The sequence below is a fragment of the Rhodococcus sp. T2V genome (assembly GCF_029269925.1).
Classification (GTDB): Bacteria; Actinomycetota; Actinomycetes; order Mycobacteriales; family Mycobacteriaceae; genus Rhodococcus_F; species Rhodococcus_F koreensis.
In genome coordinates, this window is sequence record NZ_JARJBD010000145.1 from 1 (window position 1) to 17,426 (window position 17,426).

The 17,426-nt window shown below is 65.8% G+C and carries 14 protein-coding genes and 1 pseudogene; 3 read left to right on the top strand and 12 right to left on the bottom strand.

The annotated features are described in order from the left end of the window. Positions 1–284, bottom strand: a pseudogene (locus tag P3H15_RS50005) (AAA family ATPase); the annotation flags it as partial. Between the two features lie 8 nt (positions 285–292). Between P3H15_RS50005 and P3H15_RS50010 the strand changes: the two are divergent. Continuing rightward, the gene (locus P3H15_RS50010) at positions 293–565 is read left to right on the top strand and encodes a hypothetical protein (RefSeq protein ID WP_276144141.1); all 273 of its coding nucleotides are present in this window, start codon (positions 293–295) and stop codon (positions 563–565) included. 21 nt (positions 566–586) lie between these two features. Then, positions 587–877 carry a hypothetical protein gene (locus P3H15_RS50015; RefSeq protein WP_276144142.1) on the top strand — a complete coding sequence of 97 codons (291 nt, stop codon included), beginning with the start codon at positions 587–589 and terminating at the stop codon, positions 875–877. A 1,346-nt stretch (positions 878–2,223) separates the two neighbouring features. Here P3H15_RS50015 and P3H15_RS50020 read toward each other — a convergent pair. Next, positions 2,224–2,553, bottom strand: a complete 330-nt coding sequence (locus P3H15_RS50020) for a hypothetical protein (RefSeq protein ID WP_276144143.1) — start codon at positions 2,551–2,553, stop codon at positions 2,224–2,226. A 250-nt stretch (positions 2,554–2,803) separates the two neighbouring features. On the opposite strand from P3H15_RS50020, the gene P3H15_RS50025 reads away from it, so the two are divergent. Then, complete coding sequence (locus tag P3H15_RS50025; protein WP_346348884.1) at positions 2,804–5,068, top strand: FAD-linked oxidase C-terminal domain-containing protein; 2,265 nt, start codon at positions 2,804–2,806, stop codon at positions 5,066–5,068. Between the two features lie 1,177 nt (positions 5,069–6,245). Here P3H15_RS50025 and P3H15_RS50030 read toward each other — a convergent pair. The 10 genes from P3H15_RS50030 to P3H15_RS50075 form a co-directional block, all read right to left on the bottom strand. Next, positions 6,246–7,088, bottom strand: a complete 843-nt coding sequence (locus P3H15_RS50030) for a mycofactocin-coupled SDR family oxidoreductase (protein ID WP_276144144.1) — start codon at positions 7,086–7,088, stop codon at positions 6,246–6,248. A 54-nt stretch (positions 7,089–7,142) separates the two neighbouring features. After that, positions 7,143–7,478, bottom strand: coding sequence for a putative quinol monooxygenase (locus tag P3H15_RS50035; protein WP_276144145.1), 336 nt, complete (start codon positions 7,476–7,478; stop codon positions 7,143–7,145). A 306-nt stretch (positions 7,479–7,784) separates the two neighbouring features. Next, positions 7,785–8,837: an NAD(P)-dependent alcohol dehydrogenase gene (locus tag P3H15_RS50040; protein WP_276144146.1), complete on the bottom strand. Its 1,053-nt coding sequence runs from the start codon at positions 8,835–8,837 to the stop codon at positions 7,785–7,787. Positions 8,838–8,866: 29 nt separating this feature from the next. Beyond that, on the bottom strand, positions 8,867–10,381 hold the full coding sequence (locus tag P3H15_RS50045; RefSeq protein ID WP_276144147.1) for an APC family permease: 1,515 nt from the start codon (positions 10,379–10,381) through the stop codon (positions 8,867–8,869). A 41-nt stretch (positions 10,382–10,422) separates the two neighbouring features. Next, complete coding sequence (locus P3H15_RS50050; protein WP_276144148.1) at positions 10,423–11,607, bottom strand: NAD(P)/FAD-dependent oxidoreductase; 1,185 nt, start codon at positions 11,605–11,607, stop codon at positions 10,423–10,425. Then, entirely contained in the window at positions 11,607–11,807 is a 201-nt protein-coding gene (locus P3H15_RS50055; protein ID WP_276144149.1) for a ferredoxin, read from the bottom strand. Before P3H15_RS50055 ends, P3H15_RS50050 begins: the two co-directional genes overlap by 1 nt. A gap of 31 nt (positions 11,808–11,838) precedes the next feature. Beyond that, complete coding sequence (locus P3H15_RS50060) at positions 11,839–12,939, bottom strand: aromatic ring-hydroxylating dioxygenase subunit alpha (RefSeq protein ID WP_276144150.1); 1,101 nt, start codon at positions 12,937–12,939, stop codon at positions 11,839–11,841. Positions 12,940–14,020: 1,081 nt separating this feature from the next. Next, entirely contained in the window at positions 14,021–14,518 is a 498-nt protein-coding gene (locus P3H15_RS50065; RefSeq protein ID WP_276144151.1) for an Lrp/AsnC family transcriptional regulator, read from the bottom strand. A gap of 917 nt (positions 14,519–15,435) precedes the next feature. Beyond that, positions 15,436–16,515, bottom strand: coding sequence for a 2-oxo acid dehydrogenase subunit E2 (locus P3H15_RS50070; protein ID WP_276144152.1), 1,080 nt, complete (start codon positions 16,513–16,515; stop codon positions 15,436–15,438). Positions 16,516–16,533: 18 nt separating this feature from the next. Continuing rightward, positions 16,534–17,426: transketolase C-terminal domain-containing protein (locus P3H15_RS50075; protein WP_276144153.1), on the bottom strand; the 893-nt coding region annotated here is incomplete at its 5' end.

Consider the following 17,426-nt stretch of genomic DNA (forward strand, 5'->3'; position numbering starts at 1 on the left):
ACGTGCCGCACCGTGGTCTCGCTCTGTGCGGTGGCGGGGAAGGCTGCCTCGATCGCGCGGGAGAGCTCCTCGAACTGTTCGGGCCGAATGACGGTTCCGCGGTGCAGTGTGATCCTCGCGCGGCGGATCACCCGCCACCCGGGCGGGAACGGGACGGCGACCTTCGTCGGCAGGTGTCCGGTGGCCTGCCGGACCACCGATTCGAGCATCTGCGACCACCTGTGCGCGCGGTGGCGTAGGACGTCGACGATGACGAGCAGGGCAGCGGCGGTAACGAACAGCACCCGAAGCCGTGCAGCTTCGTCAGCACCTCGACGACCGCCTCGTTGCCGGCGGCCGCCGACATCAGGCGCGGGGAGTACACGGCAACGCCCGCGGCGGCGACGACGATCGGCGAGAGCGGGGTGAAACGGCGGATACGCGTCGGCTGGCCGTCCTCGCCGACCCGGCCGGCGCGACCGCCGCCGCAATCACCGACCATGTCGCGCCACGCCGCGACCAACCAGTCCTCGAGTGGGTCCTGATGTCCGCTCACCGCCTGTGCCTTTCGATCGTTCGAGCCTGAACGCCAGCCGGGGAGGCGTCGTTGAGCACAGTGACAGAAACCCGCGATTTTCCTCAACGGGGTGTCCCCCTCGTCTGGCGCACCCCCTCCGGTGCGACGAACACCGCTCTCGCGCACGATCTCCAGACCGGATTTCGACGAACCTTCACCGCGTTCGACTCGCACATGACGGGCGCCCTGTTCACCGCCTGCGTGCACGGTGGTGCCATCGGCCCGCGAACCGCTGCGCCGGTGCTCTGTCGAGCGCTGTTCGGCACGCTCGTTCGACCGCTCTTCCGCGGCGTCCACCGAGTGCTCTACGGGGCACTGTGAGGCGCGGTTTGCAGCGCTCGCGGCAGTGCCCTTTCGAGTGCATTTTCGAGTGCTTCGCCGCGCGCCTCGGTGGGCGGGGTACGCCCGCTCGATGAAGCGGTGTGGTGAGCGCTACCGAATGCGTAGGCACGCGTCGGCTGTGAGTGCTCGCCCCGGCACCGGTTCGAGCACTGCGCATAGCGTTCTACATGGGCGCTTTCGAATAGCGTTGGCGCTGATCGCAATTCTGGATTACACTCCCCCCAAGGAACGCCGGGGGGAGTGGCCCCCGGAGGGGGTGGGTGCGGGAGGCGCTTCGTCGAGCGGTCGAATCCACCGCCGAAATCCATAGCCGAATCCGGCACCGTTTCACCGCGCATCCGAGCGCTGTCTCCACGCACCGGCTCACCGGGTACTCGACCCGCTCGCTGCGGACCTGCCGCGACAGCCCGACCGGGCGCCGCCTCCGACGCCGCCGTCTGCACCGCGTGCGCACACCGCCCAACCCCATGCGTGTAGAGCCCGTGTACGTACCCGCAACCCCCTTACGCCCCACAGCGCCTATACGCGAGCACACCACTGCGCCCCACAGGGTCCCGACCTCCGCGCCGACACACAGGCCGCCACCAGCGCGCGAATCAACCGCCGGGAATCCCCTCACCCGCCCGGTTACCGGCCGACCACCGCGGTCGTGCGGTTCCCGCCGCGCCGCCGCCGCGCGCCCGCCGCTGGAAACCACATTCCCGATGCCGCACAGCCCTGTTGGCCTGCGCCGATGACCCGATCCCGGCGCGGACACCCCGTTGAGACGAAAAGCGACATCGACTTACGACCGTGCGCATCCACATTCAGGTGCACCTACCGAACTCAAGGCGGAGTTCACCCGGCAGGTCGCGGCGGCGAAAAACGTGCAGACCGCGAACGCAAGGCGGTGCGTCTCGCACTGGTCGGGGTGGAGGGCAACCCCACCCGCACGCGCCGGCAGTCGACGGCGTGGTTCGTGCAGCCACCGGGGCCGTGGAACATGCGTCCGGTCGGCACGCAGCGCCGCTACATCCAGAACGAGGCCCTGGTCGTGGCGAACCTCGCCGAATCCGGTGTGACGGGCCTGCACCGGCGGCTGGTGCGCACGCCGTGGCCGGTGCGGCAGTGGGCGCAGGCCCATGACGGGTGGGCCGATCCGATCCCGGACGTGCCGGGTGCGTTGTCGTGGGCGGACTGCCTGCGCGGGCAACAGCACGCGATGCTGTGGGGCAACCCGACCCAGAAAGGCCGCTACCGGGGCGTGGAACGGCCGCCGCGCTCGGCGGGCGCGCAGGGGCTCGACACGGCCGGGCAGAGGCTGCTCCCGGTGATCGACGTACCCGCTACTCGGCCGCATTGCCCGGCTGGTGCGCAGGTGGGCGCGCGCTGCGTTCCTCGGCGAGCAGAAGGCAATCGCCGATCACCTCGCCACGATCGAGCGGCACCTGTCCGGGCAGGGCGTGCACGCCACACCCGCAACCCCCGGCCAGATGGACTACCTGCTGCTGCGCTCGGCGACACTCGGGCTGCCGCTCGATGCGGACGGCGTGATCTGCGGCGGCGGCGACTGGGAAGAATCCGACGTCGCCGCACTCGAAGACCTCACCACCCTCGAGCTGACCCCCGGCGAGGGCTACACCACAGTCCGCGGGCAGGTCGGCGGGAGGGACCACACCGGCTACGCGATCGTCCTGACCCTCGGGCGCACGGCGCCGCTACCGATCCCGGAGACGATACTGCCGTGGCAGGTGATCGGCGACCCGTCCGGCGAACCCCTCGAATGGTCCGAACGGATCTGCCTCAAAACCAAGGGGCAGACACTGCGCAGCCTGCGCCGGTTGACCTCGAAGATCGAGGCCCAATTCGACCACTACACCCTCGAACACGACCAGGACGTGTGTGCCGTTCCACTGAAGTCGGTATATGTCGAACTTTCGGCTCGAACTGTCCCGAATCCCCCGGCAGGTATCAGGGTTTCACCTCGCCAGCCTGCTGCCCGAAAATGGCTTCGACATCCCGAGGGCGCTGGTCGGGAGCGAAGGCACCTGCGCGATCGTCGTCGCGGCCACCGTCGCCCTCGTGCCGGTGTCACCCGCAGCGATGCTGCTGTGCCTCGGATACCACGACGTCGTCGACGCGGCCCGCGACAACACGACCATCCTCGACTACGCGCCAGCCGCGATCGAAGGGATCGACGCCGCCATCGTCGACACGATGCGGCACCTGCGGGGCCCGGACTCGGTCGTCGGGCTACCTGAAGGCAACGCCTGGCTGTACGTCGACCTCGACGGCGACGATCTGGGCGACGTCGAGAAACGCGGTGCCGATCTGGTGGCCAAACTCCGGGCAGCGGGCCGCCTGGTCGACGCCCGCGTGATCGCCGATCCCACCGAGCGGGCGTCGCTGTGGAGGGTCCGCGAAGACGGCGCCGGTCTGTCGGCGCGCCTGGTCAGCGGCGCAGAGTCGTGGACCGGATGGGAGGATTCCGCCGTCGACCCAGCCGATCTCGCCGACTACCTGGTCGCGATCACGTCACTGTTGACCGAGTTCGATCTCACCGGGGTGATGTACGGGCATTTCGGTGCCGGGTGCATGCACATTCGCATCGACTTCGATCAACGCACGCCACAGGGCCGGGAAGTGATGACACGGTTCATCCACCGCGCCGCCGAACTGTGTGTGGAATTCGGCGGTTCGATATCCGGTGAGCACGGGGACGGCCGCGCCCGGTCCGAACTGCTGCCCCGGATGTACAGCCCCGAGCTGATGACGGCGTTCACGACGTTCAAAGCGATCTGGGACCCCACCGGGCTCCTGAACCCCGGCGTGATCGTCGCCCCGGAACCGATGGCAGAGGGTCTCGCTCTGGCCGGCATCGATGCACGCGACTGGCCGACCAGCTTCGAACTCACCCCCAGCCACCACGTCCCGATCGCACCGTACGCCCACGCCGTGCAACGGTGCATCGGTGTCGGAAGATGCCGGGCCAGCACCGGCGGAGTGATGTGCCCGAGCTTTCGCGCCACCGGCGACGAAAAGGACTCCACCCGCGGCCGATCACGCGCCCTGCAGGAGATGGTGCGCAACTCACCCACCGTCGCCGACGGCTGGCGTTCCGACGATGTCCGCGACGCACTGGAGCTGTGCCTGTCCTGCAAGGCGTGCTCGACGGACTGCCCCGCCGGGGTGGACATGGCAACCTACAAATCCGAGTTCCTCGACCACCATTACCGGCACCGACTGCGACCACTGTCGCACTACTCACTCGGCTGGCTGCCGACACTCCTGCGGTTCGCGACTCCCATGGCACCGGTGGTCAACATCGCAGCGCGCGGACGCTCCGCGCGATTGCTCGCCGCACTGGGCGGATTGACGCCGAACAGGCAGATGCCCGCCTTCGCCTCCCGCCGCCAGGTCCGAGACGCCCTCGGCCCCAAAGAGACAGGCGGCGACGTCATCGTCCTCGCCGACACCTTCACGCGAGCCTTCCGCCCCGACATCGCAGCCGCTGCCAGACGAGTACTGGCCGATACGGGACAGTCCACCGAGTGCCGCAGCGATGCCTGTTGTGGATTGACGTGGATCTCCACCGGCCAACTCAGCCGCGCCAAACGCCACCTGCGTCGAGCCGCCGAACGCCTCGACGACGGAACCGACCGTCCGATCATCGTCCCCGAACCCAGTTGCGCCGCGGCATTCCGCACAGACCTGCCCGAACTGGTCCACACCGACGCCGCCCGACGAGTCGCCACACGAATCCGCAGTTTCGCCCAAGCACTGCTCGACGCAACGGAGAACGGCTCGCTGCCGAGCACTCCACCCCCAGACAGCGTTACGGTGCAGACTCACTGCCACGAATACGCGGTATTCGGTACGACCCAACACAAAGCCCTCCACGCCATCGGCGTCGAAGACATCCGCGAAGCCACCGGATGCTGCGGCGTGGCCGGCAACTTCGGCTTCGAAAAGGACCACTACGACATCAGCATGAAGGTCGCCGAGCAGGCATTGGTTCCGGCTCTACGTGCCAGCGCCGAAGGTGTCCCCATCCTCACGGATGGATTCAGCTGCCACATGCAGGTCCGCCAGGTCGACCCACCACGCCGCAGCCTCCACCTGGCGCAACTCCTCGATCCGGCCCGAACAGTCGAATCACGACTCCAGGAGTACTCGGAGGTAAAACACTGAGCTTCCCGACACTCGTGTCCCGCGTGCCCATACCGGACCTCGCCCGCCGCCGCTCGTCCCTGAGAGACGAATCAGGAGGTGCCCAGGCACAGTGACGGAAACTTCCCCAGACAGGGTTCGGCCGGGAATGCTGTCGCATCCTCGGCCGGATCCCCGCTTCGTGAATCGGCCGGATCCCCGCTTCGTGAATCCTTCCTTGGTTGCCGATGACCAGCTCGATCCGCGATCATCACAATTGCGTGCGCACAGCGGATAGCCCGCCATGGCCTGGGCGGCCCGAAAATCCCTTGTACCAGTCTGAACATCGAGGATCTCGGAGATACCTCCGCGGTCGAGAGCTCTGCCCTTGAACACGATGTGCACCCTTGATGTGCCTTACCCGGCGCACCCCCGGGCGGCCAGGACAGTCGGTGAGCGTGACAGCACACGGTGTCCCACCTGGTCGGCTCACCAGATCCACCTGCGTCTCACCACCCCGCGCTCACCGAGAGTCCATCACGTCCCGACCGCACAGCACCATCCTCTTCCGCCAGTCACCCCAGGACACGACCGCGCCTCCACGTATCGCTCATCCGAGAACACAAGAACGACTTCTCGAATTGCCATCGATTGGTTCATCACCGCTAGCGAAAGAGCTTGCCACTAACCTGGTCTCGGCCATCGTGAGGCACGCCGAGACTTGCGCAGTGGATCGGGGCATCAGTACTGCCAGGGGTGCGGAGGAGCGCGTGAACTGTGACTGGTCCGAAGCGTAGCTGGCAACGATATCTGGGTCGGTTACTACGACATCGTGGTCGCCGATCGCGGACGTGAGCTGTTCGGCAAACGATTTGAACTTCGGTGAACTCATGTCACGCCCGCCATTCGCTGGGTGGAAGGGTCGGCTGACTTCGACTTCGAAGTCGGCCGGTGATGTCGCTGGGTGTGCGCATCGGTATCCCTCTCGTTGTGGAGGTATAACTGGTTGGCGCAACTACCTCATCGGGTGGTCGGTGCGTCCCACACGGTGCCCCGAGGTGTCTGCGTGTGGTCCGGAAGGTCGCACCACGACCTTCCGGACCACGTGGGCCCCTGATTCTGCGGTCGGGATTGCCGGCGACGACGCGACGTCTGGAGGCCCCTCTCCTCTGGAGGCACGCCGACCCACGTGCAAGTGTCACGCGGGGACGCCGGCGTGTCAGATCGCGGCGGACCCTCCGTCGACTGGGAGCGTGACACCGGTGATGTAGCGCGCTTCGTCGGAGGACAGGAAGACCAGCGCGTTGGAGACGTCGACTGGCTCGACCCAGGGCTGTGGCAGGGCGAGCAGTGTGGAGGAGGCCTCCGCGAATTCCTCGTATGTGGGGTTCTCGCGGTCCGGTCGGAAGAGCCGCCAGACGGCGTCGTTTTGGATCATGTCGGTGTTGCAGTTCGTCGGAGCGACGACATTGACCCGGATCGAGTGCGGTGCCAATTCCATGGTGAGGGTGCGCATCAGCCCGATGACACCGTGCTTTGACGCCACGTAGTGGCCGAAACGAGCAAAGCCCTTGACGCCGGCGTCGGACGAGGTGATGACGATGGATCCGCCTTGGCCGCCGCCGACAAGATACGGCACGGCCGCTTTGCAGGTATTGAAGACACCGGTGAGGTTGACGTCGATGACATCGCGCCAGTCGTCGACTCCGATGTCGGGAACCTCGTCACCGAACTGGAATATGCCGGCGTTGGCGGCCACGATGTCCAGTCGGCCCAGTTCGGCGACCGCCGAGGACAGCCCGGCTTCGAGGGCTGTGTAGTCGCGAACATCCGCGGTGTAGGCGATGATGCGCCGTCCATGCTTTTCGACGAGCCTGACGGTCTCGGCGAGATCGTCCTCGGTTGCGGCCGGGTAGAAGTCGGATGTGCGTCCAACGCTTCGGCAGATGTCGACGGCGATGATGTCAGCGCCTTCTTCAGCCAGCCGTTCAGCGTGGCTGCGGCCCTGCCCCCGGGCGGCGCCGGTGACGTAGGCGACCTTGCCGGCTACTCGTCCTGTCATGATTCTCCGATCCAATATGTTGTGATGCAGGTTGATTCGGCTTGCACCGGCGTGTCAGCGCGAGGTTGCCCCGATGGCCAGCTCGGACATGCGCGACCAGTCTGTCCCGGGGATCTCGGTGTGGATGATGTGCGGGGTTTCGGCCAGGCCGGGGCGCATCGCCTCCAATCCCTTCCGGAAGTGTTCGGAGGCGACATGGACCTCGCCTGCCTGAGAATCGCGGAACGCTTCGACGAGGATGTATTCGTCGTCATGGTCGACGCTGCGCGACCACTGGTACCAGAGATTGCCTTCCTCTGCGCGGGTGTTGGTCGAGAACTCGCGGGTGATGGACAGCCAGGTGTTCTTGTAGTTGGGAAGGACCTTGAACTTGACGACGATGAAGATCATTCTTCTGCTCCTTTTCGGGCGTGGCGTGACGATGCGCAACGCCGGCGTGGCGGCGTCGGAGCGTCGATGTGGGCGCGTGGGATTCCGCCGAGGTAGGCGGTTCGGCTGAGCGTGTGCTCCGAACTATTGGGTGAGGCCGGCGAGAATTGCGGTCGGCTGGCTCGCGCGCGATCTGCCGGTACTGCACCCGGCCGTCCTCCGACCCCTGCAACGCGGGCGAGGAATCCGCGTTGCAGGTGGCACGTCACCCGATTGCGCGCACAACACCGGAACGGTTGATCGTCACCCGCACCCACGCCGCCGGGTTCAGTGAGACGCCGCGAAGAACTCGTCGTCGGGGACCAGCACCGCACGGCCGCGGACGGCACCGTGGTGCAGGTCGTCGAGCGCCTGCTGGAAGTCGCTGAAACGGTACTTCACCGTGTGCAGGTGCACCCGGCCGTCCGCTGCGAGCGCCATCAACTCCACGAGGTCGTTGTAGGTGCCGACGAGGTTACCGACAAAGTTGATTTCGGTGCTGATGATGTCGATGGTCGGCACTTCCAGCGTGCCGCCGTAGCCGATGACGTAGTAGGTGCCGGCGCGGCGGAGCATCGCGACACCGGACGCCAGGGCGGAGCCTTCGCCGACGAAGTCGAGGACTGCTTCGGCACCGGCTCCGCCGGTGAGGGCGAGCACCTGCTGCGCCTCCGTGCCGTCGGCGACCACGGTGATGTCGGCGCCGATGTCCTTGGCGAGTTCAAGTGCGGCTGCGGATTGGTCGACGACGATGATGCGTGCCGAGGCCAGGGCTTTCAGGACCTGGACGCCGATGTGGCCGAGTCCGCCGGCGCCGATCACGACCACGGTGTGTCCGGGTCGCAGGTGTTCGGCGGCCTTGCGTGCGGCGTGGTAGGCGGTCAGTCCGGCATCGGCGAGGGCCGCGACGTCGGCCGGTTCGAGGGAGGGGTCGAGTTTGACGACGCTGCGCGCCGAGGTGCGCAGGTATTCGGCCATTCCTCCTTCGACATCGATACCCGGGAAGTCGGAGGCGGTGCAGTGCACGTCGTCGCCGTTGCGGCAGGCGAGGCACAGGCCGCAGGTGGCGAGCGGGTGCAGGATCACCGAGTCGCCGACGGAGACGTTCGTGACCGCCGAGCCGATTTCGGTGACGGTTCCCGCGTTCTCGTGGCCGATGGTGTAGGGCAGGGCGACGCCGCTCTTGTCCTGCCACTGGCCCTCGATGATGTGCAGGTCGGTGCGGCACACTCCGGCGCCGCGAACCTTGACGATCACGTCGAGCGGGTTCTTGATCACCGGCTCGGGGACGTCGTCGAGGGACGGTTTCCGGTCGTACGCGTGGACGCGAATTGCTTTCATGAGCTGTCCTTATCGTGGTGGAGTTTAGGTCAAATACGTTCGGGATCAACGACTTCAGATGTCGCGGTTGTCAGCCCCCGCTTCGCGGATGGGGGTGATTCGTCTGTGACACGCCACTCGATGCGTTGTCGGTCCTGGAATCGTTGGCGGTAGTACCAGAGCACGCAGGCGAAGAGCAGAATTCCGATGCCGGCGACGGTCTCGGTGAGGCCGCCGTATCCGGTCAGGCTGGGATTGGAGATGCCGATGACGATGGCGAAGACGTTGATCGCGAAGAGTATGCAGGCGATGGGAATCCAATGTCGGCCGAGTCGAATCGGTCGGGGAAGGTGTGGTTGGTCTCGGCGGAGAAGGACGAAGGCTCCGACGGCCAGGGTAACTGCGGTGAGGTAGCCGAGGTTGCTGGCCAACAGGATGGCAATCGGCTCACCGAGCACGATGAGCACGGTGATGTTGATCAGCATGTCGGTGGTCAGTGCCCGGCCGGGGACTCCGTATCTGTTGAGCACCCCGAGCTGCCTGACGGTGCCGCCGGTGCGTGAGATGCCGTAGAGGGAGCGTCCGCCGTCCGCTGTCGCGGTCATCATGGCGATGACGAAGGCTGCCATCACGGGGAGTTGGCCGAGCCAGGAGTAGTCGCCGAGAATCCGATCGAACGCAAGCCCGATGTAATTGACCGGGTTCAGCCAGATCGTGGCCTCACCGAGCGCGCCGACGACGACGTAGGGGACGAGAATGTAGAGCCCGAGGATGAAGGCGGCGGAGCGGCGAAGGGCCCTCGAGGTGTCCTTGACCGGATCCTTGTACTCCGCGGTGAAGCTGGCGCACACCTCGGTGCCGTAGGTGGTCCATGCGGTGATGTAGAACCACACCACGATTTCTTTCCACCCGAACGGCGAGCTGGCACCGGACCAGCTGAGGCGACTGGCATCGAAGTCGCCGTGCGTCAGGAAGGGCCCGATGATCAGGACCAGTAGTCCCACCACCAGGAGTGTTCCGGTGATTTTGGCGACGCCGGCGGCGATCTTGACGCCGAAGTAGTTCAGTGCCCAGGCGGTGAAGATTGCCCCGATCGCGATCAGATAGGGCAGGCCGAGTTCGTGCCCGATCGGCAGCTGCAGGGCGATGTGCGAGTCGGGGAAGAAGGCCTGTTCGATCAGCGTGCCGAGGACGACGCCTTCGACGGACAGGGACAGCGACCAGCCCATCCAGTACCCGAATGCGGCGATCGCGCCCAGCGGCGCGAAGTGTCGTTTCCACCCTTCGTAGGCGTAGACCGAGATGCCGCCGGATCGGTTGGGGAACATGGCCGCCATCTCGGCGAACAGGTTGTTCTGGAGCAATGCCAGCGCGCAGGCGACGCCCCAGATGGCGATGGCAGTCCAACCGCCGATCGCGCCGACCGTGTACCCGAGGGTCAGAAACAGACCGATGGGCATATTGAGTGCGAAGACAAAGCCGTCGCGCCAGGTGAGGGCGCGCACCATGGACTCGCCGTGGGCGCTGTGGTGTTGGGGTGTTCCAGGGTTTTCCGCTGAACTCATGGAGGTTGTCCTTGGGACTTCTGCGGGTCGACTGAACGCCGTCAGGCGTCAGCCAGGTCCCACTCGGGGATTTCGGAGGTGAGGGTTGCTGCGCCGACCCATTTGCGGGACCGCAGCACCAATCGAAGTTGGTCGACAACGCATGCGCCGATGAGGATTCCGTCGCGGGCATAGAGTGCCGCCAGGTCGTCGGTGCCGGCGGAAAGCAGGCGGACCGTGTCGTGGCCGGTGGTGTCGCCGACGATGCTGATGCGCTTGCCGAACTGATCCGACCACACGAAGGAGGCGGAATCGACGGTACGGTTGCCGTTGTCGACGATATTGTGGGCGACCACCCGCGCCTGCTCGGTTGCCGAGGTCCAGTGCTCGTGGCGATGCGGCTCCCCGGTGCTGTCGCGCCAGACCGATACGTCACCCGCCGCCCACACCCGGGGGCCCGCGCGTCCGGTGGAGTCGCAGACGACTCCGGCCGGTCCGACGTCGAGTCCCGAGTTCTTCAGCCACTCGGTGTTCGGTATGGCGCCGACCCCGACGATGACGGCATCGCATGCGATCACGGTTCCGTCGTCGAGGACGACGCGTTCGACCCTGGAGTCGCCCTCGATGGCCGAGACGACTCGCTCGCAGATGAGGTCGACGCCATGGCTGCGGGCGAGTTCCCCGAGCGTGGGCGCGACGTCCTCACCGACGTTGCGGGAGAGCGGAATCTTCGCGAGTTCGACGACCGTGACCCGGGTGCCGCGCGTGCGCGCCGCGGAGGCAACCTCGAGCCCGATGAATCCGCCGCCGATGATGACGACGTGTTCCGCGCTGTTGAAGGCGTCACGGATTCGTATGGCATCGTCGAAGGTCCGGAGCGTGAAGACCCCGGGCGGGGCATCGGGGAATGGGTTCCGAGCGCGTGCCCCGGCGGCGATGACGATGTCATCGAATTGTGCGGTCCCGGCATCGGTGGTGAGCAGGCGCGCATCGACATCGAGATGTGTTGCGCTCTCCCCTAATCGCAGGTCGACAGCGTTGTCGTCGAACCAGGTGCGGGCGTGATAGGCGAGTGTGTCGATTCCTGTGTTGTCGGCGAGCACACCCTTCGACAGCGGTGGCCGGTCGTACGGCAGGTGCGGTTCGTCGCCGATAAGGGTGATTGCGCCGTCGAAGCCGTGGTTCCGCAGTCCTTTCACGACTCGAACACCGGCTAGCGCTGCGCCGACAACGGCCACGGTACCCATCAGTCTTCCTCCGTCATCGACAGCGCGGCAGCGGGGCATGAGCGCACGGCTTCCTCGACCTCTGCCGCGTCGCGGTCCGCGATTCGGGTCTGCAGTAGGTCGACCTTGCCGTCGTCCGAGAGGTCGAAGACATCGGGGGACGCAACGACACAGTTGGCATAACCCTGACATTTGTCCAGGTCAACGGATATTTTCACCATCGTCCAGTCTTTCGTGCAGTGGGGAAGGTCCTCACGACGACAACGCGGAGAGCGTCGTCTTCATGAACGCCTGCAAGGGGCTTTCGCTGTCGAGCATCAGACGTCCGGTCGGAACGCGCCCGGAGCGGTATCCGATCTGCTGGATGTCGGTCGCACGCTTGTCCTCGATCAGTGTCTGGTCCCACATTTCGAGCCATTCCTTGACCACGACCGGATCCGCACCCGGCTTTGCGTACATGTCGACGAACGCCCAGCACTTTTCCGGTCCAACGGGCTGCACGCTTCCGATGAATCCGACGTAGTCGTCGAGCGCGAAGAAGGACGAGGGGAACGTGAACGCGAATCGGAAGCCGCGAAGTCCGGCGGGGTCGACATTGCCGGGCAGCCACTTGATCGGCCCGTCGTGCCAGATCGTGTTGTCCCCGGATCTGACAGCGTAGTCGTCGGGGTTGGTGTGGTACGTCTTCCCGAAGCTCGACTGGTGCAGGGTCGGGCAGTGGTAGCACTCAACTGCGTTCTCGGCCCATACCTTCCAGTTGCAGGTCATGTCGTACTCGTAGCGGACCTGGAACTCGTACTCTCGGAGTTCGGCGTTGATGCCATCGGTGAATCCGCGCATGTCTGCCGTCACGGTCGCCAGCGGAGGGGCTGCCGGATCGGGGTTGACGAAAACCCACTGATCCCACCGTTCGACGGCCACCGGTTCGAGCGAAATGGTCGAGCAGTCGAAGTTGGCCTCACGCTGCGAGCGGGGCGCGGTCTTGAGTTTTCCGTCGAGGCCGTAGGTCCAGCCGTGATACGGGCACTGCAACAGCGGCTTGCTTCCGTTCTCCTCCGCGATCGAGTGCAGGCGATGCCGACACACGTTCACGAAACCCCTTAGCTTTCCGTCTCTTCCGTGCGTGACGATGATGGGTGTGGATCCGGCCTTGGTGACCGCGTAATCACCCGGCTTGGCAACCGCGGACTCGTGGCATGCGTACTGCCAGGACTTGGCGAAGATCTTCTCCTGTTCGAGCGCGTATACCTCCGGCGCGTAATAGAACTCCGCCGGCAGTGTCGCCCCCTCGTCGAGGCCGGCGAGGATCTCCTTTTCCGTCGGCAGTGCGTACCGCTCCCGCACGTCGGCCATCTGCAGCATTGGATCCCGTTCCCTTCAACTGTCTCGAATCCTCGTGTAACCCCGCTCACACGAGCTTGCGTAACAGCATGAGTTACCGATTACGCAAAGTCAAGGATTGAGGGATTCTCATTACGCAAACTGCTGTTCTGCGGACTGCCCTTGGCGGTCCACCCCCAGCAAGACGGATGCTTCCGACAGCAGGCCAGGCATCGAAGGGCATTCCTCATCGGTGATGCACCACCCGTGCTGCAGAGAACGCCGTCAGCCGGTCGGTGCGCCACGTTGAGTGGACGCAATCACAGCGACAAGGGTTGGTACACAATGCAAGTAGCGTGCCCGGAGATCCCCAGGTCGGCTCGGCGGCCTCGGTCCGGCGCGGCCAGCCGCCGCTTCCTCCATGCGACCGCTCGGACCATCAGCCTGCGCGCAGTACTGCAACGACTCGACCGCACCCGTCGCGGCGAGGGTGTCCCGGCTGCGGGGAGGATCCGGTTCACGCGCCGTGCGACGCAATCGGTTGTCAGTTGGCGCATGAACTGCTGTACTCGGCTGGGCGATACCGCCAGAGGTGAGTCCGGTACGGCCGCGGGATCACCTTGACGTGTGTGTCGACGTCAAACGTGACCGACGATTCGGCGGCGACGGCGACCGTGGACGCATCAACTCGAGTTGGTCGTGGCGTTCGGCGCGTAACGGGATGACATGGGAACGCCCGCTGACGTTGAGGTGCTCCGAGACCGAATATTCATCGCAGATTGCGACGATGGGCACATCAGCTGCGCGTCGCAGCTCGAACACCACCCCAACGGCCGGAACGCTCGCTTCACTATCCACCCCAATAGTGCATCGCTCGCTGATCTGGCAAAACCCCCGGTGGAGCCGGCAGTTGCCAGCACTCTCATCGAGCTACCCGACGACGTTTGCGGCTCGCAGAGAGGCATCGACCAATATCGGACGACGCCGCCCAGTGGGGGCGAATTCCTTCCGAAGGCCTTCGGGTCGCGATCATCCACGGTCGGAGGCGCCACGTCGAAGGCTCAGTTACTGAGGTTCTGCGTCGGGACCGTATGCGGAGCGTCCACGGTGTAGGTCAGGCGGGCGAGTATTCGTAGGAGACCTTGTGCATCTTCAGCTCCATGAAGGTCTCGTACTCCCGGACGCCGCCGATGTCGGGTAGGCGTTGGTGGAGCAGTTCGTGCAGGTGGTCGTTGTCACGACACACGAGCTGGACGTAGATGTCGGCGCGGCCGATGCAGGAGGACACGTAGGTGGCCTCCTGCCAGCCCGTGAGCGCCTCCACCACATGATCCTGCCGGCCGGGTTCGACCCGGAGCAGCAAAAATGCCAACACCCGGTAACCCAGCCGGAAGGGATCGGCGATCGCGACCACATTCAGCACACCCGAGTCCTGCAGCCGGCCGAGCCTGATCCGGATCGTGCCCTCGGACACGCCGAGCTCCCGTGCGATCTGCCGGTACGGCACCCGACCGTCCTCCTGCAGCATCCGCAGAATCCCGCGGTCGACATCGTCGAGCCCCTCCGACCCCTGCAGCGTGGACGAGGACTCCTGGTTACCGGTTACCGTCATTTTGCGCACCTCATGAGTGTATTCGCTACGCATACCGGAGTGGGTGATCTACACCCAACTTCCCGAGCTCGCACACAGATGAAGTATTGCGTAGCTGGAGGGCAGTACTGCTGCGCAGTGCCGGTCACATTCGACGCTAGCGTTGCGCAATCATGATTAGTGCGGGACAGTCTAACGCGCCAACTTGCTGAAGTTCGCCTCGCGATCGAGGGTCGGGCCACGAGAGTCCACCGCAACGGGTCGAGCCGATCGCCGGCGAGGCCCTGAGCAACAAGCCGACAGTTCCGTACCCACCTCGACCGAATTAGATTGTGCCCGTGTTTGATCGGGAGCCGGCGAATCCCTGGCGGTCAGCGAATGCCGACGACGTCGGCCGTCGGCATCCCGTTCGGAGGATCGCCCAGCCATGGCCTACGCGCTTCGGACATGGCGCCGATGCATCCGGTTCTCCGTTGGGAGCCATTCACGCTCACACACCGGCGACCCGTGCCGCGACGGAGCCTGTCGGAGAGCAGGACAGGGTACTTGCGGAGCGAACAACTGATCCGGATGCCCAGGCAATCGTGGCCCACCGAGGGCCTATTGGCTTTCTTCGGTAATGATTTCGCATCCGAAGGCGGTTACCGCAGCATCCAACACACCGGGTAGGGGCGGATAGGGATTCTCATTCGAGGACAGCTTCCAGCCCGGTCGGTCCCCCGCCGGGCGGGCCTGCCCGGCTTGGAGGTGGGGATCCCCGCAAGCACGGAGCGCAGCCGGGGACCGGCGCCCTCGGTTATGTGGGCGGAGGTCCAGCCGGCCGTCCGCCGCCGGCCCTGGGCTCGGCTGATCCATCGGCGCTCGGCTGTCCGTTCATCTCTCGTCGTTCGATAGATGTCGCAAGCCCTGATGCCGGCGGTGGCCATCAGTGGCGGCAGTCATTGCAGCACTGCCGCATTGTATCCCGGCTCCAGCCGCTGTCGAACGGTGGTGAGGTAGCGGGCGGCGTCGGCGCCGTCGACGATTCGGTGGTCGTAGGACAGTGAGAGATACGCCATCGACCGGACTTCGATGTGCAGGGCTCCTCCGTCGCCGCGGGTGGGGACGAGGCGGTCGACGACCGTTCCGATCCCGAGGATGGCGGACTGGGGCTGGTTGATGATCGGGGTGTCGAACAGTGCGCCGCGGCTGCCGGTGTTGGTGATGGTGAACGTGCCACCGGACAGGTCGTCGGGACGGATCGTCCCTGACCGCACACTGTCGGCGCTGGAGGCGATGGCCCGGGCGAGAGTGGCGATGTCGAGTGCGTGGGCGTCACGGATCACCGGCACCATCAGTCCCTTGTCGCTGTCGACGGCCATTCCGAGGTGCACGGCCGCGTGATAGGTGACCTCGGTGCAATCCGGGTTCACCGAGGCGTTGAGGACCGGGTGTTCGACCAGCGCTTCGACGGCGGCTGCGACGAAGAACGGCAGGAACGACAGCTTCACCCCGGTGCGGCGGTGGAACTCCTCCTTGTGGGCAGTGCGCAGTCGGGCGACTTCGGTGACATCGACCTCGACCACGGTCGTGAGTTGTGCTGAGGTCTGAAGAGATTCGAGCATGCGACGTGCGATGGTCTGCCGGATGCGCGGCAACTTCTCGATGTGATCAGCAGAGGGGGTTGGTGCCGGTGCAGCTACCGTGGCAGTGGGTGCGGGCGTTGATACCTCCGGTGCGGACGTGGGTCTGGACGGCCGGGGTTGCGGGGGCGGCGCCTCGGTATCAGCTGAGCTGATGAATGCGAGCGCTCCGCCGACCTCGACGACCTCGTCCTCGTTTGCGAACAGTTCGACGACGATGCCATCGGCGGGCGACGGTATCTCGGTGTCGACCTTGTCGGTGGCGACCTCGAGCAGAGGTTCGCCCGCCTCGACGCGGTCCCCCAGCGCCTTGAGCCAGCGGGTGATCGTGGCTTCGGTGACGTTCTCGCCGAGCGACGGCAACTCGACGGTGGTGCCGATGTCAGTGGTGGTCATTGGTGGTGTCTCTCTGGGTCAGTTGACGAGGTCGAGGGCGGCGCGGACGACCGCATCGGTGTCGATGCCGTGGTAGCGGTACACATCGTCGAGCGAGCCGACCTGCCCGAACTTGCTGACGCCGAGTGCGGCGCCGGGCACGTTGTTGATGCCGGTCAGGAACGCCAGGGTGTGCGGGTGCCCGTCCAGGACGGTCACCATCGGGGCCGCCCGGTCGGCGGGGAAGACCTGGTCGAGGATCCACGACGGGCCGTCGGCCAGTCCGCGGCGGGCTTGGACCGCCTCGAACACCCGGCCCGGGCTGGTGACGCACACGACGTCGGCGGCGATGCCCTGCTCGGCCAACCGGTCGGCGGCGGTGAGGGTTTCGGTGATCATCGCCCCGACCCCGACCAGGGTGACAGCCGGGGTGTCGGTGTGCCGGAGGGTGTAGGCGCCGGCGACGACCTGACGGCGCCGACGCTCGCGGGCCGCCGGATCCGTGGGCACCGCGGCGAGGGTCTGATCGACCGGGCGGGTCGACAGCCGCAGATACGACGAGGAGCCGTCGGGCCGGCCGAGGCGGGAGATGCTGTCGAGCAGGGTCCACTCGACGTCGATCGCGAAGGCGGGTTCGTAGCTGACGCACCCGGGTTGTTCGAGGCCGATCGACGGGGTTTTGATCGACTGGTGCGCCCCACCCTCCGCGGCAAGGGTGACGCCGGAGGGGGTGCCGACCAGGATCGACTGCCCGCCCGCGTAGATGCCGTAGGACCAGGGTTCGAGGGCGCGTTCGACGAACGGGTCGTACATCACGCCGATCGGGAACAGCGGCTGACCCCAGCGGCTCCAGGTGGCGCCGAGTTCCCCCATCAGGCCGACCAGGTTGGTTTCGGCGATGCCCAGTTCCATGTGCTGCCCGGTGGGCTTTT

Bases quoted from the DNA above. Each gene is read 5' to 3' on its own strand.
- P3H15_RS50025 (WP_346348884.1), top strand. From the start codon at position 2,804: ATGTCGAACTTTCGGCTCGAACTGTCCCGAATCCCCCGGCAGGTATCA.
- P3H15_RS50030 (WP_276144144.1), bottom strand. From the start codon at position 7,088: ATGACAGGACGAGTAGCCGGCAAGGTCGCCTACGTCACCGGCGCCGCC.
- P3H15_RS50035 (WP_276144145.1), bottom strand. From the start codon at position 7,478: ATGATCTTCATCGTCGTCAAGTTCAAGGTCCTTCCCAACTACAAGAAC.
- P3H15_RS50040 (WP_276144146.1), bottom strand. From the start codon at position 8,837: ATGAAAGCAATTCGCGTCCACGCGTACGACCGGAAACCGTCCCTCGAC.
- P3H15_RS50045 (WP_276144147.1), bottom strand. From the start codon at position 10,381: ATGAGTTCAGCGGAAAACCCTGGAACACCCCAACACCACAGCGCCCAC.
- P3H15_RS50050 (WP_276144148.1), bottom strand. From the start codon at position 11,607: ATGGGTACCGTGGCCGTTGTCGGCGCAGCGCTAGCCGGTGTTCGAGTC.
- P3H15_RS50055 (WP_276144149.1), bottom strand. From the start codon at position 11,807: ATGGTGAAAATATCCGTTGACCTGGACAAATGTCAGGGTTATGCCAAC.
- P3H15_RS50060 (WP_276144150.1), bottom strand. From the start codon at position 12,939: ATGGCCGACGTGCGGGAGCGGTACGCACTGCCGACGGAAAAGGAGATC.
- P3H15_RS50065 (WP_276144151.1), bottom strand. From the start codon at position 14,518: ATGACGGTAACCGGTAACCAGGAGTCCTCGTCCACGCTGCAGGGGTCG.
- P3H15_RS50070 (WP_276144152.1), bottom strand. From the start codon at position 16,515: ATGACCACCACTGACATCGGCACCACCGTCGAGTTGCCGTCGCTCGGC.